20 protein-coding genes, 1 other RNA gene and 1 pseudogene are annotated in these 22,850 nt (G+C 50.5%); 9 read left to right on the forward strand and 13 right to left on the reverse strand.

The features are described from left to right. Nucleotides 1-6 precede the first annotated feature (6 nt). Genes U5R06_10405 through U5R06_10460 form a run of 12 tightly spaced genes read right to left on the reverse strand, consistent with a single transcriptional unit; the run spans nucleotide 7 to nucleotide 13,973 of the window. Nucleotides 7-2,127, reverse strand: coding sequence for a phospholipase D-like domain-containing protein (locus U5R06_10405; GenBank protein ID MDZ7723192.1), 2,121 nt, complete (start codon nucleotides 2,125-2,127; stop codon nucleotides 7-9). A gap of 19 nt (nucleotides 2,128-2,146) precedes the next feature. After that, nucleotides 2,147-2,773, reverse strand: a complete 627-nt coding sequence (gene metW / locus U5R06_10410) for a methionine biosynthesis protein MetW (protein ID MDZ7723193.1) — start codon at nucleotides 2,771-2,773, stop codon at nucleotides 2,147-2,149. Continuing rightward, nucleotides 2,763-3,890 carry a homoserine O-acetyltransferase gene (locus U5R06_10415; protein ID MDZ7723194.1) on the reverse strand — a complete coding sequence of 376 codons (1,128 nt, stop codon included), beginning with the start codon at nucleotides 3,888-3,890 and terminating at the stop codon, nucleotides 2,763-2,765. Before U5R06_10415 ends, metW begins: the two co-directional genes overlap by 11 nt. Before the next feature lie 11 nt (nucleotides 3,891-3,901). Beyond that, the gene (recO, locus tag U5R06_10420) at nucleotides 3,902-4,678 is read right to left on the reverse strand and encodes a DNA repair protein RecO (GenBank protein ID MDZ7723195.1); all 777 of its coding nucleotides are present in this window, start codon (nucleotides 4,676-4,678) and stop codon (nucleotides 3,902-3,904) included. Nucleotides 4,679-4,694: 16 nt separating this feature from the next. After that, nucleotides 4,695-6,056 (reverse strand): magnesium transporter, encoded by a 1,362-nt coding sequence (gene mgtE, locus U5R06_10425; GenBank protein MDZ7723196.1) that lies wholly within the window; start codon nucleotides 6,054-6,056, stop codon nucleotides 4,695-4,697. A 1-nt stretch (nucleotide 6,057) separates the two neighbouring features. After that, a complete protein-coding gene (gene rsmA, locus U5R06_10430) occupies nucleotides 6,058-6,846 on the reverse strand; it encodes a 16S rRNA (adenine(1518)-N(6)/adenine(1519)-N(6))-dimethyltransferase RsmA (GenBank protein MDZ7723197.1) in 789 nt (262 codons plus the stop codon). Further along, nucleotides 6,843-7,634, reverse strand: coding sequence for a TatD family hydrolase (locus tag U5R06_10435; GenBank protein ID MDZ7723198.1), 792 nt, complete (start codon nucleotides 7,632-7,634; stop codon nucleotides 6,843-6,845). Before U5R06_10435 ends, rsmA begins: the two co-directional genes overlap by 4 nt. Nucleotides 7,635-7,646: 12 nt before the next feature. Continuing rightward, nucleotides 7,647-9,716, reverse strand: coding sequence for a methionine--tRNA ligase (gene metG, locus U5R06_10440; GenBank protein ID MDZ7723199.1), 2,070 nt, complete (start codon nucleotides 9,714-9,716; stop codon nucleotides 7,647-7,649). A gap of 20 nt (nucleotides 9,717-9,736) precedes the next feature. Then, nucleotides 9,737-10,840 carry an ATP-dependent 6-phosphofructokinase gene (locus U5R06_10445; GenBank protein MDZ7723200.1) on the reverse strand — a complete coding sequence of 368 codons (1,104 nt, stop codon included), beginning with the start codon at nucleotides 10,838-10,840 and terminating at the stop codon, nucleotides 9,737-9,739. 20 nt (nucleotides 10,841-10,860) lie between these two features. Next, entirely contained in the window at nucleotides 10,861-11,676 is an 816-nt protein-coding gene (gene ricT / locus U5R06_10450) for a regulatory iron-sulfur-containing complex subunit RicT (GenBank protein ID MDZ7723201.1), read from the reverse strand. A 10-nt stretch (nucleotides 11,677-11,686) separates the two neighbouring features. Then, nucleotides 11,687-12,766 carry a DNA polymerase III subunit delta' gene (holB, locus tag U5R06_10455; GenBank protein MDZ7723202.1) on the reverse strand — a complete coding sequence of 360 codons (1,080 nt, stop codon included), beginning with the start codon at nucleotides 12,764-12,766 and terminating at the stop codon, nucleotides 11,687-11,689. A 10-nt stretch (nucleotides 12,767-12,776) separates the two neighbouring features. Next, nucleotides 12,777-13,973 carry a peptidoglycan DD-metalloendopeptidase family protein gene (locus tag U5R06_10460; protein ID MDZ7723203.1) on the reverse strand — a complete coding sequence of 399 codons (1,197 nt, stop codon included), beginning with the start codon at nucleotides 13,971-13,973 and terminating at the stop codon, nucleotides 12,777-12,779. A gap of 217 nt (nucleotides 13,974-14,190) precedes the next feature. On the opposite strand from U5R06_10460, the gene pheA reads away from it, so the two are divergent. From pheA to U5R06_10505, 9 genes and pseudogenes are all read left to right on the forward strand, one after another. Next, a complete protein-coding gene (gene pheA / locus U5R06_10465) occupies nucleotides 14,191-15,069 on the forward strand; it encodes a prephenate dehydratase (protein ID MDZ7723204.1) in 879 nt (292 codons plus the stop codon). A 15-nt stretch (nucleotides 15,070-15,084) separates the two neighbouring features. Next, entirely contained in the window at nucleotides 15,085-16,374 is a 1,290-nt protein-coding gene (gene pfp / locus U5R06_10470) for a diphosphate--fructose-6-phosphate 1-phosphotransferase (GenBank protein MDZ7723205.1), read from the forward strand. A gap of 182 nt (nucleotides 16,375-16,556) precedes the next feature. Continuing rightward, complete coding sequence (locus U5R06_10475) at nucleotides 16,557-17,084, forward strand: glutathione peroxidase (protein ID MDZ7723206.1); 528 nt, start codon at nucleotides 16,557-16,559, stop codon at nucleotides 17,082-17,084. A gap of 127 nt (nucleotides 17,085-17,211) precedes the next feature. Further along, nucleotides 17,212-17,535, forward strand: a complete 324-nt coding sequence (locus U5R06_10480) for a transcription termination factor Rho (protein MDZ7723207.1) — start codon at nucleotides 17,212-17,214, stop codon at nucleotides 17,533-17,535. Between the two features lie 96 nt (nucleotides 17,536-17,631). Next, nucleotides 17,632-18,402, forward strand: coding sequence for an alpha/beta fold hydrolase (locus U5R06_10485; protein MDZ7723208.1), 771 nt, complete (start codon nucleotides 17,632-17,634; stop codon nucleotides 18,400-18,402). A 9-nt stretch (nucleotides 18,403-18,411) separates the two neighbouring features. After that, the gene (locus U5R06_10490; GenBank protein MDZ7723209.1) at nucleotides 18,412-19,287 is read left to right on the forward strand and encodes a metal ABC transporter substrate-binding protein; all 876 of its coding nucleotides are present in this window, start codon (nucleotides 18,412-18,414) and stop codon (nucleotides 19,285-19,287) included. Continuing rightward, on the forward strand, nucleotides 19,287-20,093 hold the full coding sequence (locus U5R06_10495; protein ID MDZ7723210.1) for a metal ABC transporter ATP-binding protein: 807 nt from the start codon (nucleotides 19,287-19,289) through the stop codon (nucleotides 20,091-20,093). The genes U5R06_10490 and U5R06_10495 overlap by 1 nt, the downstream gene beginning before the upstream one ends. After that, complete coding sequence (locus U5R06_10500; GenBank protein ID MDZ7723211.1) at nucleotides 20,086-20,943, forward strand: metal ABC transporter permease; 858 nt, start codon at nucleotides 20,086-20,088, stop codon at nucleotides 20,941-20,943. Before U5R06_10495 ends, U5R06_10500 begins: the two co-directional genes overlap by 8 nt. Before the next feature lie 71 nt (nucleotides 20,944-21,014). Beyond that, a pseudogene (locus U5R06_10505) lies at nucleotides 21,015-22,552 on the forward strand (YifB family Mg chelatase-like AAA ATPase). Here the strand turns inward: U5R06_10505 and ssrS are convergent. Beyond that, a non-coding RNA gene (gene ssrS, locus U5R06_10510) (6S RNA) lies at nucleotides 22,553-22,724 on the reverse strand. It abuts the pseudogene before it with no gap. Between the last annotated feature and the right edge of the window lie 126 nt (nucleotides 22,725-22,850).

Here is a 22,850-nt window from a genome sequence, read left to right on the forward strand (position 1 = left end):
CTGCCGTTAAAGGGGTTGGGATAATGCCGGATTCTGTACGCTATTTTGCCGCGGTCCGGGATTTTCCCGTACGCCTGTCAACGGAGAACTGCCGCCGGCCTGGCGGTAGCGTTCGATAAATTCCTGATAATACTGGTTTGCAATATCTGCATCCTGGATGATAAGGACATTTTCATCATTGCGGGTATTGGCGGATATCGACCAGTTGTGCGAACCCGTGATCACAGCCGGTTGATGGCCCGGAAAGGCCGCGTCACAGAGCATATACTTGTGATGCAGAGAACGTTCCTCACCATCCAGATGAATATCCGGGATCTGCGTCCAGGCATAATCGCCGTCACCGGACATGGGCGGCCAGGCCGCCCCCCAGTGGTTGATATTGTCCCGCTCAAACACGCCGCGCAGTGTAAAGCCGGGAACATTCAGGAAACGATCACGCAGCGCATTCTCGATGCCGTTGCTGGTGAATGAAAATATACAAAAATCGATGCTTTTTTCCGCTGATTGAATGGTGTTGATGATATGCCGTTCGCTTTGGTCTGATGGACTCATATACAATTCGACCCATTTGCCGCCGATGGAGAACCGGTGCGGTGTATTGTCCCGTTTGCGGCTGCCGAATCTGGAGCTGTCCGCGTTCGGTGTATCACCGCGAGTTCCCCACATTTCGTTGAATTCACGCGTGTAGGCCCGGCACAGCACATCGTCATTGATCTCTATGGCATTTTCAGCAGCGAGGTCCAGGCCGTAATAGGAAGCATTGGCAGATCCCGTCCATATCCAGTCATCCGTGCGGCTGGTGCTGTCGCGATGATCGAATATGAAAAATTTGTCGTGCATGTATCCATCGCCGTCGTTGTTTCCGAATTCATCCGTGATGACGGTGATGCCGTGCAATTCCAGTCTGTCGTGGATATTACCCCAGTTTTCCGCTTCCACAATGCATCGCAGTTTGACACCCCGGGCGTGCGCATTTAGCAATGCGCTCATGACGCTGGTATGGGTAAATGAATACATACACATGTCAATGCTGTATTGGGCCGCGTCAATTCGCTCGATCAATTGTGTGGAAATATCCTGATCACCGCATGCTGCTGTATTCAGGGCAAGGGTGGTATCTACAGATTGAGTAAAATAAACGTGCATAGTGCCGCTGGCCTGAGCCGAGGCGGTGTTGAACAAAAACAGCCCGGACTCGCTGGTTCCCGTGCTGTCGCTGCAGAACGCCTGTCCATAGTAGAGCGTGCCGGGGTCCAGGCTTGTGATAGTCAGATCATGCCGGGTGGCAGTTTGTCCGGCTGTCGAACCCTGAGCACAATCGGGTGTTTTCCCCCATTTTAGTTCAGCTGTAGAAGCAGAGAGGGTTTCCCAGACAAACCGCACTTGAGTTTGTCCGATGTCGGTTTCCGCAGGCTGACTGATAAAGCGCGGTCCTGTTGCCGGGATGATATCCGAGGGGTACCGGGGACAAATTTCATAGCCGTCGGTATACGGAGATGACGTGTCGTATTGTTTGAGAATGCCGGTTACATGGTAGCGTCCGGTGGGAATGTCCAGCCCGGTATCCGCGTCCCGGTAGAGCAGAGATGTGCCGGTGCTGTCTTTAATCTGATAAAGTCCGTTGCCCAGAGTCGAAATCTCGACGTTTTTCACGCGTATCAGTCGGCTTTCATCAGGTTCGCTGTAATCCGCTTGAAAGGTGTTGTTGATATCCCGACAGGTCATGACCTTGGCATCCGGAACCGGATTGTCACTGTTGATCACGGACAGTTCCGAGATGTCACTGAGTTCGGTCAGACCGTTGTAGTGTTCGATCGTTCCCATCAAACGCACCTTGTCGCCAAGCTTTACATTTTCGGGGATGGAACCGTAATTGAAACAATTGATGCCGCCGGTTTCGTCTTGTATGTAAATATCAAGATGGGTATCGGAAAAGACGCCGGTACCGCAGGTGACAATGCCCTGCACAATGACGTTACCGGTTGCATAAGAGCCGGCAGGTTCGCCTGTTGATGTGTTTTTGTGCAAATCAGCAATGGAGACAATCTGGCTGTGTGCGCAGAATGTTATTGCAAACAGAAATACAGCAGTCAAGAGTCGGGAGAAAGAGAATTTGTTTTGTAGCACGGTAAAACTTTCTTTTTTTTTATTTCACGGTTTCATTTTCCACAACAAATACAGAGAGGTTGGCAAAACTGTTCGGGAACAGTCGGGGCAATAAAGCGCCGACCCGCCGGTGTACCAGATTAATTTGCTTCAGGATTCGGATCTGATGCTGTCGACAGTACATCTGAAAATCTCGTATAGTAGATAGATGGATATTCGGTGTATTGTACCATTCATAGGGCAGTGTTTTCGATTTGGGCATGCGGCCGTGCAGCGTCAGATAGTGCCGCACTCTCCAGTGACCGAAATTCAGCAGCCCCACAATACCATAACGTCCGACCCGCAGCATCTCGACCAGGGTGTGGTCCGGACGGTTGACCTGCTGCAGTGTTTGACTGAGAATGACATAATCAAACGAACGGTCCGAGTATTCTTTCAGCGCTTCATCGAGATCCTGATGGATGACCGGCACACCGCGGGACACACATTTGAAAACCAGATCACTGTCCAGTTCAATGCCCTGGCCTTTTACATTTTTAGAATGGATCAGATCGTGCAGCAGTTCCCCGGCCCCGCATCCCAGGTCGAGCACGCTGCTGTCTGCCGGAATCAGGTTTGAAATGATTTCCAGATCCGGGCGTGTATATTTTTTGTTTTTATATTTCATATATAAAGTCTGCCAGCATTTTTTCCATGTTTTTATGGGGTAACAGAAAAGAATCATGACCATAGGGCGAATCAATCTCACAAAAACTGACGTGTTTTCGGTTCAGTTTCAATGCGCGGACAATATCCTTGGCTTGAGAGGTGGGGAACAGCCAGTCTGACGAGAACGAAACCACCAGCATTTTTGCCGTAATATGTCTGAACGCATTTTCCAGTGAACCATGGTCCTGGATCAGATCAAAGTAATCGATTGCCTTGGTGATATAGAGATAAGAATTGGCGTCGAATCTCTGGGTAAAACTTTGTCCCTGATACCGCAGATAGCTTTCAACTTCAAAGTCGGTGGAAAAGTCATATCCGTAGCGTTCTTTTTCCCGCAGTCTGCGCCCGAATTTTTCGTGCATCGAGGCTTCGCTGAGATAGGTGATGTGCGCCAGCATACGCGCGACAGACAGGCCTTCCCGCGGGATCACCTGGTGATTCAGGTAATTGCCCGAGCGCCAGTTTGGATCGGCGTAAATCGCCTGCCGGCCCACTTCATCAAATGCAATGCCCTGGGCATTGAGTCGGGATGTGGTGGCCATGGGGATGAGTCCGGCCACCCGGTCCGGATAAGCAATGCCCCATTCCAGCACCTGCATACCGCCCATAGACCCGCCGATCGCGCAGCGCAGACGTTCAATGCCGAGGTGATCAATGAGAAACGTCTGGGCTTTGACCATATCGCGGATTGTGATGACCGGAAAATCCAGGTTATAATGCTGTCCGGTACGGGGATTCACAGAAGACGGCCCGGTGGAGCCCTGGCAGCCGCCGATGACGTTGGAGCAGATGATGAAATATTTGTCCGTGTCCATAGCCCGGCCGGGACCGATCATAAAATCCCACCAGCCGGGTTTGCGGTCATGTTCATGATGCCGGCCTGCGGCATGCGCGTCGCCGGAAAGCGCGTGCGTGATAAGAATGGCATTGTCTTTTTGTTTGTTCAAAGACCCGTACGTTTCATAGGCCAGAGTCACAGGACCCAGTGTTTCGCCGCTTTCCAGCCGCATGGCATCCGGCGGTTCGGCACATGTGTACGATTGGGGTTTGACAATTCCCACAGAGTTTGTGTTCATATTAAAGCTTTTCAGGATTCTTTTTTTAAACCGTTTAAAAGTTGTTTGATATAGATCTCGGATTTTAACTGACACAGTGCATCAATGTGATAACATAAAATATCGTGCAGAAATGTATCCAGATGTTCCGCGGTGTGCTTTGAGCAGGCAGCCTGTGCAGTCTGTTCAATCGGAATCTCTGCAAACCAGCGCAGCAATTCCAGAGCATGCCGGTTCATCGGGTAGAGCGGTCCGTCCGGCGCCGGACAAGCGGAACAGGTATAGCCGCCTTCTTTGATGGATAGCGTGTTCACCGCGTCCAGTTCCGTTGTACCGCATTCCATGCACTTGAAATCCGGAGCAAATCCGGATAATGCTAAAAACTTGAGTTTGAACGCGCGTATAATCTGTTTGTGGCCGGTCTGCGCCTGGTCGACAGCCTGCAGAGTATGCAGCAGCAGATCGTACAATTCCGGATTCGGATGTCCGGTATCCTCGGCCCGTGTCACGATTTCGCAGGGAATGGACGCCAGGGATAGTTTCCCGAGTTCGTTCAGCAGCGATGGGAACCGGGACAACAGGCTGACCTGGCTGAGGTACTGCAGACCGCGGGTCTGTTTGTGATAAAACACCATGGAAACATGGTTGAATGTTTCCAGCGCACCCGAATGTTTGGAACGAATACCGCGTGATCCTTTGGCCATCAGGGATAATTTTCCGAACTCTCGCGTGTACATGGACAAAATTTTACTGGTTTCACCCTGTTTGCGGCTGTGCAGAATGAGAGCCTCTGTTTTACATAGCGCCATGGCCTGATTCCTGCTATCAGCTTATATAATTCAGGTAAGCTGTGGCCATGGTCAGATAAATAAACAACCCGAGTATGTCATTGGTCGTGGTTATAAAAGGCCCGGTGGCGATCGCGGGATCCAGGTTAAAGCGAGTCAGTACGAACGGAATGATGGAACCGAAAATCGCTGAATTGATAATGACAAAGATCATTGCCAGGCCCACCACCAGACCGAAAAGCGGTTCGCCGCGCCACAACCAGATGAATGAAAACAGCAAAAGACCCAACAGCACACCATTGAGCAACGCAACGCGCAGTTCGCGGTAAAACATGCTCCAAATATTCGAGGCCAGACCTTCGTCCAGAGCCAGGCCGCGCACGATAATGGTACTGGATTGAATGCCGACATTGCCGCCCATGGCCATGATCACCGGGATGAAAAAAGTGAGCGCGGCGATTTCTGCGATGGTCACTTCAAAGCGGCTCAGAATCAGAGCGGCGCAAATCTGTCCGAAAAACGCGATGATCAGCCAGGGCAGCCGGTTTCTGGAAATACGCAGCGGGGAGGTCTCCTGAAGAATCTCCTCGTCGCTGATACCGGCCATGCGTTGGATGTCTTCGTTGGCCTCGTCCTGGAGAACATCGACAATGTCATCAATGGTAATGCGTCCGACCAGCCTATTGTGTTTGTCAACCACGGGCACGGCCAGCAAATCATATTTGCTCACGATATTGGCGACGCTTTCCTGATCCATGTCCACTGTAACCGAAATAACATCATGCTTCATAATGTCGCGAATGAGCCGGGCGGGATTGCGCAAAAACAGCTGCTTGATGGGCACCACACCGACCAGGCGTCCGCCCCGGTCAACCGCGTACACATGAAACACATGTTCCACTTCCTGGGCGCGCTGACGAATTTCCTGAATGGCGTCATCCACGGTCTGATCTTCATACACCGCAATGAACTCCAGCGCCATAATTCCACCGGCCGAGTCCTCTTTGTGGCGAAGCAGTTTCTGAACTTCGATACGGTCGTGCGGCTCAATACGCGACAGGATGTTTTTTGCTGTGGTCTCGTCCATTTCAGAAATAAGATCAGCGGAATCATCCGAGTCCATTTCGTGAATGATTTTGACCAGATGTCCCGAGTCAATTTCCGGCAGCAGATGCTCACGCGTCACTTCGTCGAGTTCCATGAGCACATAAGCAGCGGTTTGCGTCGGAAGCAGATTGAACAGATAGCCGCGTTTGTCTTCATTAATTTCTGATAGAATATCCGCCAGGTCGGCAGGATGGCTGTCGATGATGATGCTCTTGATCTTGGAATCTTCACCTGCATCGATGAGGTAGGAGAGGTTTTCAATAATTTCTCTGAGTTCAAGCATGTCAGTCATACTATCTCTCCTGATTTTGGTGTTGCATCAGTTCATTGGTTAAATCAATCCATTCCTGAATGGACAGATCTTCCGGTCTCCGGGTCAAATCAAAATCATTACGGGTATCATTGACCCTGTCTTTTAACGAACGCCGCATCATTTTTCGCCGCTGTCCGAATGCCTGTTTGACAATGGTCCGATACAGCTCCGGATCTTTGAGCTGTGTTTCGTATTTTTGTGTAAATGTCCAGCGAACCAATGCAGAGTCCACTTTGGGCCGCGGTTTGAAAACCGTGGGCGGCACTCGCAATAAAAGCTCAACATCCGCAAATGTCTGGGACAACACGGCGAGAATGCCGTATTCTTTGCTGTTGGGAGCGGATACGAAACGTTCCGCCACTTCTCTTTGAATAAGCATAATCAATCGGCTGATGCAATGCCGATTGTCCAGAGCCTTGAAAAAAATCGGACTGGTGATATTGTAGGGAATATTTCCGACAACCACAAGTCCGTCTTTGCCCTTGACCGAAAAGTCGTATTTTAATGCGTCCTGGTGCAAAATTGTGAGGTTCTTTGCATCGGCCAGGTCGCGTTGCAGACCGGGAATGAGGCGCTGGTCAATTTCTAGGGCAATGCATTCATGTACCAATGGACAGATACGGCGGGTCAGCATGCCGCGTCCCGGACCGATCTCAATCACCGTATCAGTGCTGTTCAATTGCATAGCGGATACGATATTATCCGCGACGTTCGCATCTGTCAGAAAATTCTGGCCAAGGCTTTGTTTGGCCTTTAGCTCAACCGTCATGAATCCATCTCGAGCGGAAGATTGAACAGGGAAACCGCGTTTTGCGTTGTTATCCGGGCGACCTGTTCAACAGGTATATTCTTTGCTTTTGCCAGCCTGGACGCCACGTATTGCACAAATGCCGGTTCATTGCGCCGGCCGCGTTTGGGAACCGGGGACATAAACGGACAGTCTGTTTCCACCATCAACCGGTTCAGCGGCAGCGCCGCTGCTACGTCTATAGAACGCGAGCGTTTGAACGTGATATTCCCTGTAAAAGAGATATGGAATCCCAGTTCAATCGCTTTTTCCGCCATGGGCACATCTCCGGAAAAACAGTGAAACACACCGCTCCAGTTGTGTCTGGAACGGCCCTGGATCACGTCCAGAATATCTTCATCTGCTTCCCGGGTGTGTATGATAACCGGTTTTTTAGATTCCTGCGACAGGTCCAGGAAGCGCCGAAACACACGCCGCTGCACATCGCGCGGTGAATAATCATAATGATAATCCAGGCCGATTTCACCAATGGCCACCACTTTGGGATGATTTAGCAGATCGCGGATAGCGTCAAAGTGCTCGTCCGTCATATCTTTGGCATCATGTGGATGAACCCCCACGGCCGCGAAAATAAAGTCGTATTTTTCAGCTGTGCTGACCGCCTGCAGCGAGGATTCATAGTCGATGCCCACAACCAGCATGGCGATGACATCCGCACCCTGCGCGCGACCGACAACGGCATCGAGATCGGATTCAAATTGATCAAAATATAAATGCGTATGTGTATCAATTAATTTGGGTTCAGTCATAACAACTCTTGTTTAACGTATCGGGGCGCCGGACTCGATGTCACGGTCGCAGGTTAACACGGAAAAATGACCGTTCTCATCTTCCGCGGCCAACAACATTCCATTGGACTCGATTCCGCGAATTTTAGCGGGTTCGAGATTGGCTGCAATGATAATCTTTTTGCCGGTGATCTCTTCCGGAGAATAGTGCTGCGCGATGCCGGCGACGATTTGGCGTTCTTCTGAACCGACTTTGATCTGCAGCTTGAGCAGCTTGTCTGTTTTTTTGACATTTTCGGCCCGCAGCACGGTCGCAACCTTGAGTTTAACGCGTGCAAATTCATCGATTGATATCTTTTTATCCTCTTGTTTCGGTGATGGTTCAGCCGTTTGCTCCTGTTCAAGTTTCTTTTGAATAGCGCGCAGCCGCTGTATCTCCGGCTCTATATCTTTGTATTCAATTTTTTTGAATAAAATTTCGATTTTACCGAGTTTGTGACCGGCCGGAATGTCCTGTTTTCCGATGTCGTCCCAGGCTTTTTTCTCCAGGGCTTCATCCAATCCCAGCATCGGCCAGCCTCTGCGTGCTGTGTGCGGCAGCACGGGTTCCATGAGCATCAAAAGCACCTGGCAGGTATGAATACAAATATTCAGTGTGGTGGCGCAGCGATCCGGATCGGACTTTATCGTTTTCCAGGGATGCTGATCATTGAAATATTTGTTGGCCGCACGCGCCACGTCCATCAGCGCAGTTACGGCTTTGCGGTTTTCATAGTGTTCCAGATGGCTGCCGATTATCTGCGGCGCCCGGCGGATCGTATCCAGCATGCTGTTGTCCAGATCGTCCAGTTCGCCGCGTGGCGGAACCGCACCGTCAAAACGTTTTTGAGTGAACGCCAGGCTGCGGTTGATAAAGTTACCCAGAATGTCCGCCAGTTCATCATTGTTGCGGTGCAGGTATTCTTCCCAGGTAAAGTCAGAATCGCGCGTTTCCGGCGCTGTGCAGGCCAGATAATAGCGCAGAGGATCAACCGGATATTTTTTGCAATAGTCTTCCAGCCACACCGCATAGTTTTTGCTGGTACTGAGTTTATTGCCTTCCAGGTTTAAAAATTCGTTCGCCGGCACATTGTCCGGTAACACAAAATCACCGTGCACCTGCAGCATGGCCGGAAACATGATACAATGGAACACGATATTGTCTTTACCGATAAAATGCACCAGTTTGGTATCGTCGCGCTGCCAGTATTCTTTCCAGCGTTCGGGTTCATTCAGCTCCTGCGCCCATTCCTTGGTGGCGGAGATATAACCGATGGGCGCGTCAAACCAGACATACAGGACTTTGCCCGTTGCTTCCTGCAGGGGAACGGGAACACCCCATTTCAGGTCACGGGTCACCGCGCGGTCCGCCAGGCCTTCGTTCAGCCAGGTTTTAACCTGACCCATCACGTTGGATTTCCAGTTCTCGCGCGAATCGATCCAGGCTTCAATCTCTTTTTGCAGACGCTCCAGCGGCAGATACCAGTGCTCGGTTTCCTTGAGTTCCGGTTTGTTGCCGGTCAGAGTGCTGACCGGATCAATGAGTTCATTGGGGGACAGGGAGGCCCCGCATTTTTCGCACTGGTCACCGTACGCTTCGTTATAGCCGCAGGAGGGGCAGGTGCCTTTGACGTACCGGTCCGGCAAAAACATATCCGTCTTTTGATCGTAAAGCTGTTTTTCCGACTTTTTTTTGAATATATCTTTGTTATACAGTTTTAAAAAGAATTGCTGCGAGGTTTCGTGATGTACGGGGGAACTGGTTCTGCCGTAATAATCAAACGACATTCCAAACGCCTGGAAGGCCTTGAGATTGCGGTTGTGAAATTCATCGACAATATCCTGAGGAGAGACCCCTTTTTTCTCAGCGGCTATGGTAATCGGAACACCGTGTTCATCCGAACCGCAGATATAGATCACCTCGCGTTTTTTGCGGCGCTGATAACGCACATAGATATCAGCCGGAAGATAAGCGCCGGCCAGATGGCCGAGATGAATCGGTCCGTTTGCGTAGGGTAGAGCGCTGGTCACGAGTATACGTTTGTATTCCTTGTTCTGTGCCATAAACAATTCAAATCCTTTTTTTAGAGTTCCCGGGTTCCCAAGCTGGAGCCGACGGAGAGAACGGCTTTAATGAGCCTGTTATCCTTGTCGACAAAGCGTGTTTTGCCTCCGATTTCCTTGATGGGGACGCTGGTGATCTTGTTGTTCTGCAGAGCCACCATTCTGTCAAACTGACGATTGGCGATCAGTTCCGCTGCAGCCACACCGTAAAGCGTGGCCAGGATGCGGTCATGGGCGGTGGGGGTTCCGCCGCGCTGTAAATGTCCGAGAACGGTGGCCCGGCATTCCAGTCCGGTTTCGTCCTCGATTTCTGTACTCAACTTCCAGGCGATGCCGCCCAAACGGATTTTCTCCGGACTGTCTTTTACAGTGCGGGCGACGGTCAGTTCGCCGCCTTGGGGTTTGGCGCCCTCGGCCACAGCGATAATGCTGAATTTGCGTCCGCGATGGCTGCGTTCCCGAACCACATCGCAGATTTCTTCAAGATCGTATTCGATTTCCGGGATCAGCACAATATCGGCGCCGCCGGCCAGTCCCGAGCCCAGCGTCAACCACCCGGCGTACCGCCCCATCACTTCAACCAGCATCACCCGGTGATGCGACATGGCTGTGGTGTGAATGCGGTCAATGGCGTCGGTTGCGGTACTCAACGCGGTGTCATAACCGAATGTCACGTCTGTGCCGTAAATGTCATTGTCGATGGTTTTCGGAACCCCTACCACGCGCAGTCCTTTTTTCATCATGTCATGCGCCACAGTCATGGTGCCGTCGCCGCCGATGCATACCACGGCATCCAGTCCCATTTCTTCCGCGTTTTTCAGAGTCTGTTCCGAGTAATCTTCATAGACGGTCTTTCCGTTTTTCTGAACCGGCCGCTGAAAGGGGTTGGCTTTATTTGAAGTCCCCAGTACGGTGCCGCCCTGCTGCAGAATCCCGGACACCGCATCCCAGTCCAGTGCGCGGACATTTTTATCCATCAGTCCCTGGAATCCATCCACCAGTCCCAGTACCTCGATTTCATGATTGCGCAACAGTGATTTGGATACAGCGCGTATAACAGCATTCAGGCCGGGGCAATCGCCTCCGCCTGTTAACAATCCTACTCGTTTTACCTGGCCCGGCATAGTTACAATCTCCTTGATGATCAGGAATGATCAGAGTTTCTGTTTTTTTCAAAATCCTGCATCTCCTGCAGGCTGTACGTTTCGTACTGATGGTTGTCGAATTCGAGCGTGACCGTTTCTTTGAATACATTATAAGACGCCACTCGCCCGATTCCTTTTTCCGTTTTGAACCGGCAGCCGCATCCCGGCATTTTCTGCGTCTGTTGCTTGTAAAAATCACGTTCATACATCAGGCAGCAGAGCAGGCGGCCACAGAGTCCGGATAATTTTTGCGGATTCAACGGTAAATTCTGTTCCTTGGCGCATTGGGTGGTGATGGGATCAAATTCTTTTAAAAACGTGGTGCAGCACAGTTTTCTGCCGCAGCAGCCATATCCGCCCACGCGTTTGGCTTCGTCGCGCACTCCGATCTGGCGCAGCTCGATACGGACTTTGTAAATACTGGCCAGGTCTTTGACCAAAGACCGGAAATCCACGCGCTTGTCCGCTGTGAAATAAAAGGTGATCTTTTGCCCGTCAAACTGGTATTCCACATCAACCAGTTTCATGTTCAGCGCATGTTCGGATATCTTGATTTTACAGAGCTGATAGGCATCCGCTTCGCGTTTGCGGTTTCTGTGATACCGCTCCATATCGGTTTTGGTGGGCTTGCGGATGACATTGCGGATCTCTTTATTGCCTTTTTTGCGTTCCAAAACAGAGCCCAGCTGATTCACCACCCCCAGATCCTCGCCTTTTTCAGCTTCAACAATGGCATAATCGCCGATTTGAAACGGAAACTGCTGGGGATTTTCATATATTTGTTTGCGTTCGTTTTTGAATACCAGTTCTATCATAACAACAACCTCAACGCTTCTTCATATTTTTGCCCAAACGCTGAAACAAAACTGTTAAAACAAGCTGAATCTGAATATTGCGTTCGAGCATTTCAATTGATCGTTCTATCTCCAATATGGATCGTTCATGATCGATAGATTCGAATGTATTATTAAATTTTTCCAGGGTATCCGACAGATCTGCATTCACAATCCGCTCGCGGCTGTCATTTAGCAGAGATGCGATATGCGAATCCCGATACCAGAGAATAAGCCAGGTCAGAATTTTTCTAATCTGACTCTTGTCTTGCGTTTGCAGCAATTCCTGGATCAGGTCCAGTTGGGCTTTTCGGGATTTCAGGCAGGTGCGCAAAATGTTCAGTGCGGTCTCGCGTTTCTCCTGAAATCCTTCTTCTTTCCATTCCAGAGCCTGTCCATAACTGCCCTGCGCCGCCAGTGACAGCAGGCGCGCCTGCCCGGTTTTCAGGCCTTCACGCTCCACAAGCGCGGTTTCAATGTCCTGCGCGCGCAGCGGGCCGAGCCGAATTTCCTGACAACGCGACAGAATAGTCGGCAGTAGTTTTGCCGGCTGTGCCGTCGTGAGGATCAGATGCATGGAGGCCGGCGGTTCCTCAAGTATTTTCAAAATGGCGTTGGACGCCTGTATATTCATTTTATCAGCCTCCGCGATCACCACCATGCGCCTGCCTTCCGATGGTTTTAAATTGCTGGCTTTGCGCACCTGACGCACGGCATCTATGCTGATCAGCGGAGATGCCCAGAGCTGCTTGCGGGCGTACGGATTGGCAGCCACGCTCTGCAGCACCTGATTCTGTTCTTCGATCTTGTCTCCGGATGTCGGAAACAGGAATATAAAATCCGGATGCTGAAACCGGGATATCCGGGTACAGCTGGAGCACACATGGCAGGGACGTTTTTCCAGTGAGCTGCAAAACAAGGCTTTGGTAAACTCGATTGCCAGCGCTTCCTTGCCCACACCGGCGGGGCCGCTGAACAAGTAGGCGTGCGGTACACGGCCGTTTTCCAGCGCCCGGCCCAGAATTTGTTTGGGGCGTTCCTGACCCATGGTATCCATTTGTATGTGTGCCATCGTGCTCAACCTATTTTAACCAGGTTTCCGGATTCAAGTTCTCTGTATTTTTCCATATCTGAAAATGCAGGATCGGTCCCTTTAGAGAACCCGATTCACCAACCGTACCTATAATGTCTTCGGCGCTCACATGCTGCATCATATTCACTTTGATCGATTCAATATGCGTATACACCGTGTAATAGCCGTTGTCATGCGCCAGAATAATGATATTGCCGCGGCCCCGCTGCCAGGTGATGGTTTGCACCTGACCGGCGTCGACCGCTTTTACAGGCTGCCCGCGCGAGGTTTTGATTTCCACACCAATGTTTTCCGTAACGGTGTTCAATGTCGGGTGTTTGTATGTGCCAAACCGGGTGATGATTTCACCCTGAACCGGCCACGGCAGACGCCCGCGAAGCGAGCTAAATGCAACCCCGTCCTGTTGGCGGTCTGCGGCTGCATCGGTTCCGGCCGTTGATTTTTGATGCAGCCGGCGTTTGCGCTCGTTGCGTTCAATCGCCTGACGGATCTGAGTCTGAGCCTGCTGCAGTTCCTCCAGATGCCGCGCCAGGTACGTCGTATCCCGGGCCAGGGATTTTAAATATTTCCGGCGTTTTTCGCGGCTGAGTTTCAGTTGCCGGGTTTCGCGCGTGTGCTGGTTGAGAGCGTACTCCCGCTCCCGAATATCCTGTTTGAGCTGTTCCCGGCGTTGCTGCAGTTCATTGCGTTTCTCGATCAGCGCTTGATAATTGCGCCGGTCATTCCCGGCAATGAGTTTTTGATATTTTAACCAGACCTGGACCTGGCGCCATGTATTGCTGGTGAACAAAAGCTCGTAATCGTGGCGCTGTCCGTATTTATAGTAACTGACAATCCGACGTTTGACCAGCGCCTTTAATTCATCGATCTGCTCACTCAGCTCGTCAATTTGCTGCTTTTGTTCCCGAATCTCTTGTTCTTTGCTTTGGACAACCTGTTTCAGATTGTCCACATAGCGGATTGCCACATCAATTTCACGGTCCATATTGGCAATCAGATCGCCGGCGGCTTTTGTCTTGCTTTTCGATTCCGCAAGTTTTTCTTCATAATTTTCAATTTCGGAGCGCAGCTCTTGCAGTTCCCGCCGCTGCCGGGCCGTGTTGGAACCGGCGGATTGCGCCTGAACTCCGGAAACAGACAGCAGAAAAATAACAAAGAGTATTTTGTAAAATTGATATAGTTTCACAAGTCAACCATTTAGTAAAGTATTAAAAATACTATTTCCATGTTTCAAAATCAATAGAAAAGATGCTGCAAAACCGGTAGTTAAAAATTCTTGAAATATTTTGGTTGCAACCCGTTATTGCATTTTTCCTGAAAAAAAATTATATTATAACTTGTAATCATCTTTTAATTTACTTATGGGTCATTTCCGCCTCGCTGGACTGCATGGTTTGATCCTTGTGACAATGACCATCTGGAGAACAGAGACATTGAATATGGCTATACCCAAGGTTGCCTTTCAGGGTGCGCGCTACGCCTTTAGTGAAATGGCATCTCAAAAGTTTTTTGGCAAAGAGATAGAGTGTATTCCCTGCAAAACGTTTCAAACCGTGTTCGAACGCGTGGAAAAAGGCGATGCGGATTACGGAGTGGTGCCGGTGGAAAATTCACTCACCGGCAGCATACACCGGAATATTGATCTGCTTCTCGAACATGATATCCATATCATCGGCGAAGTGCATTTGCGCGTCGCTCAGCATCTGATTGCCTGTCCCGGCGTTCAAATGCAGGATATTCATATGATTTACTCGCATCCGCAGGCGCTGGAGCAATGCCGGTCTTTTCTCATGTCCCTAAAGGATGTAGAGCCTATTGCCAGTTATGATACGGCGGGCAGTGTTAAAATGATCCGTGATAAAAAGATGATGGACGCTGCTGCTATCGGCAGCCGCTGGGCGGCCCGGGATTACGGGATGACTATTCTCAAAGAAGAGGTGGAAGATATTCCGGAAAACTATACCCGGTTTAATGTGCTGTCCCTGCGGGATGAACCACTAAAAGCGCCGACCAAAACATCCGTGGTGTTTGCCATGAAAAGCATCCCGGGCGCACTCTTTAAATCACTGAGTGTTTTTGCTCTTAGGGATATTGATTTGGTGAAAATCGAGTCCAGGCCCCTGCGCGGCAGACCCTGGGAATATATTTTTTATCTGGATTTTGTCGGTTCAATGCAGGAAGAACGCAGTCAGAATGCCATCCGGCATCTAAAAGAAATTACGTCCATGATCCGGGTGCTTGGGTCTTATCCGGCAGCAAACAGAAATGGAAACGAACAATAAAATCAGGAGAGTTATATGAGTCAGGAAAAAGGAAATGTAGGTATATTGGTGGGCGGCGGCCCGGCTCCGGGATTGAACGGGGTGATTGCCGCAGTTACTATCGAAGCGCGTCGCCGCGGCTTAAAAGTATATGGAATTTACGACGGCTACAAATGGCTGGTTCAGGATGATTTTGATGAACTCATGGAGCGCGTTGTTGAATTTGAGATCCAGGATGTATCCCGGATTCACTTTAACGGTGGTTCCGTGTTGAGAACATCGCGAACCAATCCGGCTCGCGAAGAAAACGGCGTTAAAAATGCTGTTAAAAATCTGGAAAAACTCGGCATCAAATATATGGTCACCATCGGCGGTGATGATACGTCCTACGGCGCCAGTGAAATCGCCAAAGGCGCAGAAGGCAGAATTAAATTCGCTCACGTCCCCAAAACCATTGACAATGATTTGCCGCTGCCCAATGATCTGCCGACATTCGGATACAACACCGCGCGTCATTACGGCGCCCAGCTGGTGAAAAACCTGATGGAAGATGCAAAAACCACCAGCCGCTGGTATGTAACCGTTGCCATGGGCCGGCACGCCGGGCATTTGGCGCTGGGAATCGGCAAGTCAGCCGGCGCGACTCTGACGTTGATTGCCGAAGAGTTTAAAGATGATGAATACATCGACATTGAAAAAGTCTGTGATATTTTCGAAGCTTCTATTCTCAAACGCCGCGCCATGGGCAATCCGCACGGCGTGCTGGTGATCGCTGAAGGGGTTGCAGAGCGCTTTAGCCCGGAACAGCTGAAATCTATACCCGGTGTGATGGTGGAGTATGATAATTATGGCCATTTGCGTCTGGCTGAAGTGGAGTTGGGTAAAATTATCATGCAAAAGGTGACCGAACGTTTCAAGGAACGCGGTGATAAACAGAGCATGGTCGAAATTAATATCGGCTATGTGTTGCGTTGTGCCGATCCCATTCCCTACGATCAGGAATACACCCGCGATCTGGGCTACAGCGCTGTTGATTATTTGATGCGCACGGATCCGGAACACCAGAAAAACGCCATGATCTGCGTTGAGAATGGCCGGTTCCATCCGCTTTATTTTGAAGATATGATCGATCCGAAAACCAATAAAACCACGGTCCGGTTGGTGGACACGGAGCGCGATTATTACAAAGTGGCAACCAAATACATGGTGCGTCTGGAACAACGGGATTTGAAAGATAATGCTCTGATCTCTCGTATGGCTGATATTGCCAGGATGACCAATGAAGAATTTATCAAAAAATTCGAATATATTGCCATCGATGACTAGTCCGATTGTGTCATCGCCGGAGAACCTGCGGGTTCTCCGGCTTTTTACGGGGATCGGGGAAAAATCAGGTCTTGCGGACAGAGTTTACAGGGATTGAAATATTTGTCTTGTTTTTCATGTTATGGTTGAAAAACAGGGAGAAACCAATGAATAAAACAGTTTATTTTTTAATGGTGTTGTTTATGACATTTCAGATAAATGCAAATGAGGCAAACTCTCCGCTTGATTTTACGGTACAGTCTATTGATGGCGAGTCCGTTGATCTGGCCCAATACAAGGGCAATGTAGTACTCATTGTCAATACAGCCAGCAAATGCGGTTTCACGCCGCAATATGACGGATTGCAGGATTTGTATGAGACCTACAAGGATTCCGGATTTACGGTGCTGGGATTCCCGGCAAACAATTTTGCCAACCAGGAACCCGGCAGCAATGAACAAATTCAGGAATTTTGCAGCGCCGAATTCGGTGTGACATTCCCCATGTTTGCCAAGATATCCGTCAAAGGCGAGGATCAGGCGCTTCTGTATCAATATCTGACGGATAAATCCATGCATGATCACGGCGGCGCGATCAAGTGGAATTTTACCAAATTTTTGATCGGACGCGACGGCAGTGTGGTTGACCGTTTTGCACCGACTGTCAAGCCCTCCGGGAAAAAAATCAAAACTGCGATTGAGCAGCAATTGGCCGTGAACGAACAGAGATGAGCCGCGAATTGAGATTGTTTGTCTGTTGAATTATTGTTATACTCTGATTACGGGAACCGATAAAACCGGATGCTGATACGATATCAGAGCCAAACGACCTGAACATAACCCATAAATTGGAGGTTGTATGGAGTATACGTATGAGCAATTAAAGGATATGTCCGCTGCGCAGCTGAAAGAAGCAGCAGCAAAGATTGATCATGATGCCGTGCACGGCTATTCGAGCATGCACAAGGATCATTTGATCCAGGCCATCTGTGAAGCGCTGGGAATCGAAGCGCACGAACATCACGAGGTGGTCGGTATCGACAAGGCGGCGGTCAAACAGCAGATTCGGGAGCTGAAAAAACAGCGGGACAAGGCGCTGGAGGAAAAAGACAAAGTCCGGCTGAAACGAATCCGGCGAAAAATACATCGGCTGAAATTAAAGCTGCGTGAAGCGATGGTATGATTCGCTGATACCCGGAGGGAGCGGCAGACCGGAGACGATGATAGACAGGCAATATCCTTGAAACAACCCGAACAGGGGAGATGACGGAAAACGACTATGGCAAAAGACATTAAAACAAAGTTGATCTCCTTTCCCGGAAGCCAGGGCACGACTCTGCAGGGCCGTCTGGATTTGCCGCCTGACGAATCCCCGCATGCATTCGCGCTGTATGCACACTGTTTTACGTGTAGCAAAAATTTGAAATCCATCCATGCCTTGTCCGGGGCTCTGGCCCGGCACGGGATCGGGGTGTGCCGGTTCGATTTTACCGGACTCGGCGACAGTCAGGGCGATTTTGCGGATACCAATCTGAGCACCAATGTGGCTGACCTCAAAGCTGCGGCCGATTATCTGGAGGCGCATTACCGCCCGCCGGATATTCTCATCGGTCATTCACTGGGTGGATCAGCTGTTCTGCAGCTTGCGCATCAGGGCTATGCAAACGCGGTTGTCACCATCGCAGCGCCGTTTTCACCGCAGCATCTGCAGCACCTGATGAAAAAAAACATCAAGCAATCGCATCAGGATTATGTGGTGGTAAGCGTCGGGCCGCGCGATTACCGGATCAATAGACATTTTTTTCAGGATCTGGATGACAATGCCATGCGCCAGAATATTCACGAGTTAAAAGCGCCGTTGCTGGTGCTGCATGCAGCCGGCGATGGCGTGATTGAGGTAAAGCAGGGAGAGCAGCTGTTCGAAGAAGCGCCGCAGCCCAAGAGTTTTGTGGTTCTGCCGCATGCGGATCATCTGATTAGTTCCGAGTCCATGGCTGTCAAGACGGGAGAACTTGTCTCGGCCTGGTATACACTCAATAAAATGGAATAGGAACCCTATATGTATCGATCATCCTTTTATTTTCTCGTATTGCTTTTGTTGACACACTGTTCTGCTCCGGATCACGAGCCGGAAAGACCCGTAGTGGCGGTCAGCATTCGACCGCTCACTGATTTTACACAACAAATCGGCGGAGAGTATGTGGATGTGTTTACGGTCATTCCGGCCGGCTCCAATCCGCATACATTTGAACTGTCACCGGCGTTGATGCGGAAAATTGTCGATTCGGAACTGCTGGTGCTCAACGGGCTTGGCCTGGAATACTGGGCCGACAAGGTGCGGGAGAATGCGGATGAGACAACTGTTCTGGTCACGACCCGGGTACTGCACGATTTTTTGGAAACACATCACGGACATGGCTCGGACGATCATCATTATAACCCGCATGTCTGGCTCGATCCCGTTTTGGCGGTTCAACAGGTTAAACAGATTTGCGATGCCCTGAGTGAACTGGATCCTGAACATGCAAATGAATATGAACTGAAAGCAGATTCTTTGATAACCGGGATCAGCAAACTGGATACATGGATTGAGACCCAGGTCTCCGGCTGGTCGCAGAAACGTTTTGTCACGTTTCATCCGGCCTGGTTCTATTTTGCAAGACGTTATGGACTCGAAATTGCGGGGGTTATTGAAAAACGTCCCGGCGCGGAACCCACACCCGGGGATATCCGCGAGATTATTCAGCAGGTGGAGGCGATTGATGCCAAAGCTGTTTTCACGGAAGCGCAGTTTCCCAGCAAAGTTGCCGAAATGATCGCAAATGAGAGCGGTGTATCGGTGATTGCCCTTGATCCGCTGGGAGCCACCGGCCGGGAAACCTATGTGGATATCATGACATATAATGTTCAACAGATGGCGCGGGGCCTGCAATAATGAAACATGAACAGCCTGTTATCGAAACAAAGCATCTCTATGTCGCTTATCAGGACAAGCTGGTGCTGGAAGATGTCACCTTTGCGGTTAACCGGTCTGAATTTCTGGGGATTTTGGGCCCGAACGGTTCGGGCAAGTCAACCCTGCTCAAGGCGATCCTGGGATTGATCCAGCCCCTGTCCGGCGAAGCGTTTGTGTTCGGTAAAACATCCACCCGTTTGAACAAAGAGCGCCGGCGCATCGGTTATGTACCCCAGTCGGTTGATATTAATCTGCAGTTCCCGATTGATGTATGGGATACCGTGATGCTGGGGCGCAGCCGATTGATCGGCCCCGGAAAACGGCCCGGCGACCCTGACAAACGCGCTGTTCGGCAGGCGCTGGAACAGGTTGAACTGGATGAACTGGCAAATCAGCCGATCGGGCACCTCTCGGGCGGACAGCGGCAGCGGGCTCTGATTGCCCGGGCGCTGGCTGTGGAACCGGACCTTTTGATTCTGGATGAACCCACCGCGGCGCTGGATATCAATTCCACGGAAAGTTTTTACGAATGGCTGTATAAAATGCAAAAGCAAATGAAACTGACGCTTCTCATTGTGTCGCATGATGTGGGTGTGGTCTCTCAATATGTGGATGCTGTGGCCTGTCTGAATCGCAAACTGGTCACGCATGGCATCCCCAATCAGGTGCTCGGAAAAGACACGCTCGAAGAAATGTACGGCTGCGAAGCCATGTTTTTTGGTCATGGCGATGTTCCGCATCTGGTCGTGCCCAGGAAAAACGGATCGGACTCTACAGATGATTGATTTACTGACCTATACATTTATGCAGCGCGCTCTGGTGATGGCCACGGTCACCGGTACATTATGTGCATTGATTGGCGTTTATGTGGTGTTGCGGCACATGTCGTTTATCGGCGCCGGTATTGCACACGCGAGTTTCGGAGGGGTGGCCATTGGATTGCTCATCGGTATTCAGCCGTTTTTTACGTCGGTTGTGTTTTGTTCGCTCACCGCTTATGCCATTGGTTATGTGAGTGAGCATCACAGAATTCGCGAGGATACCGCGGTCGGTATTTTTTTCGCCTCTACCATGGCGCTGGGTGTGCTGTTGATCGGCTTTATTGAGGGTTACAATCCGGATTTGTTTGGATATATTTTCGGAAATGTACTGGCTGTCACCCGTTTTGACGTGATCGCCGGCGTGGTTCTTCTGTTGCTGGTGGGCGGCATCTTGTTTTATTATTTCAAAGAGTTTATGTTTTTGTCTTTTGATCCGGCCATGGCGCGGGTGATCGGACTGCCGGTCCGGCGCTTGAATTATATGATGCTGACACTGATCGCCCTGACCATTGTCATTTCGATCAAGGCGGTGGGTATTGTGCTTGTTTCAGCCCTGATTGTCACACCGGCAGCCGCCGCACACCAATGGACCCAGGATTTCAGACGCATGATGTTTCTGGCGGTGCTGTTCGGCGTCGGGTCCTCGTGGATTGGTCTGTTTTTTTCCGCCGCCCTGAATTTGCCTTCCGGTGCGACCATTGTTCTGACTGCAACGTTTGTGTTTCTGATCAGTTCGGTATTTTCACCGCAAACGCGTAAATTGAAAAGGCACCGCAGGGCTCTGCAGCAAAAACTGCAGCAAGAGACGGGATAACCTGCATGAGGCGGGTGCGGGAAACAAATCATTAGTTAAAACAATCATGTTCATCAACTCTTGAGGGGGTTATGATTTCTACTGTATTGAGCGGAGCGGTTCTGGGAATTGATGCTTATGTTGTCAAAGTTGAGGCCAATCTTGAGCGCGGCGCGCCCAAATTTTTTACAGTGGGACTGCCGGAAGGGGCGGTGCGAGAATCCAAAGACCGGGTGCGGGCGGCGATCAAGAATTCCGGTCTGTCGTTTCCGGTCAAGATCATTGTCATCAATCTGGCCCCGGCGGATATCAAAAAAGAGGGGGCTGCCTTTGACCTGCCCATTGCGATCGGTATACTGGCTGCCTATGACCAGGTGGAAAGTGAAAAACTCAAGGAATACATCATACTCGGTGAACTGTCTCTGGACGGCGGCTGCCGCCCGATCAAAGGGGTGTTGCCCATAGCTGCAGAAGTGGTGCGCAGCGGTTACAAAGGCATTATTCTGCCGCGGGAAAACGCCAAGGAAGCGGCCATGGCCCGTGATCTGGATGTGATTGCCGTGGATTCTCTCACCGATGCGGTGGAATTTCTCAATCGGGACAAGGATATTGAGCCGTACCAGGTGGATATGAACGCCATGTTTTCGCATCGGCGCAGTTATCATCTAAATTTCTGTGATGTCAAGGGGCAGGAACATGTCAAGCGGGCGCTGGAAGTTGCGGCAGCCGGCGGACATAATATCGTGATGGTGGGACCGCCTGGCTCCGGAAAAACCATGCTGGCCAAACGTCTGCCCACGATTTTACCGGATATGACCCTGAGCGAGGCCATCGAAACCACAAAAATACACTCGGTGGCCGGTGTGCTGCCGAATAGCGAGGCGCTTATCGCCACCCGGCCCTATCGGGCGCCGCATCACACCATCAGCGATGCCGGACTTATTGGCGGCGGCACCATTCCGCGGCCCGGCGAAGTCAGTCTGGCGCATCATGGCGTGCTGTTTCTGGATGAACTGCCGGAATTCAAAAAAAATGTGCTCGAAGTCATGCGCCAGCCCCTTGAGGACGGGCTGGTGACCATTTCCCGCGCCATGCTGTCTCTGACCTATCCGGCCGAATTTATGCTGGCGGCGGCTATGAATCCCTGTCCGTGCGGCTATTACACCGATCCCAAACGCGAGTGCAGCTGTTCACCGCCGCAGAATCCAGCGCTATATCTTCGCGTATCTCCGGTCCGCTGTTAGACCGCATCGATATCCATATCGAAGTGCCGGCTGTCAAATACAAGGAATTGAGCAGTACGGAAAAGGGAGAAAGCTCGGAACGGATTCGCGATCGGGTGTGCCGGGCGCGGCATATCCAGTTGAAACGGTTTCAACAACAAAAACATTTGTTCTGCAACGCGCGTATGGATTCCAAAGAGATACGCTCGTACTGCCGCATCGACGAACAGGGCAATCAATTGATGAAAACCGCCATTAACCGTCTCGGCTTGTCGGCGCGCGCCTATGACCGCATCTTAAAAGTGTCGCGTACGATTGCAGATCTGGAGGGTTCGGAACATATCGAGTCGCAGCATATCAGTGAAGCGATTCAATACAGGTCTTTGGACAGGCAGGTGGGGTTATAAAAAAGGCCTGCAGGCTACTTTAGATTCAAGAAAGAACCCTAGCTGACAATGTGGGCGCCGCCTGAATGCTTTTTACGTCCACTCGAAGGAGGCTTGTAATACACATCCAGAGGTAAGCTCCCAATATAAAAAGTGTTGGTTCTTTTTATTAGCACTTCACCTACAGGCATCATTAATTTGGGAAAAAGAAGGTACAATGTCAAGTAAAAGTTTGTATGCTCACTAACAGGTTCCACCTGATTTTGTAACCTCGGTTCATTATACGGGCGACTTGCCCAAAGGTTCAAATCAATTTTTC

It is taken from the genome of candidate division KSB1 bacterium, assembly GCA_034521575.1.
GTDB lineage: Bacteria > Zhuqueibacterota > Zhuqueibacteria > Residuimicrobiales > Krinioviventaceae > JAXHMJ01.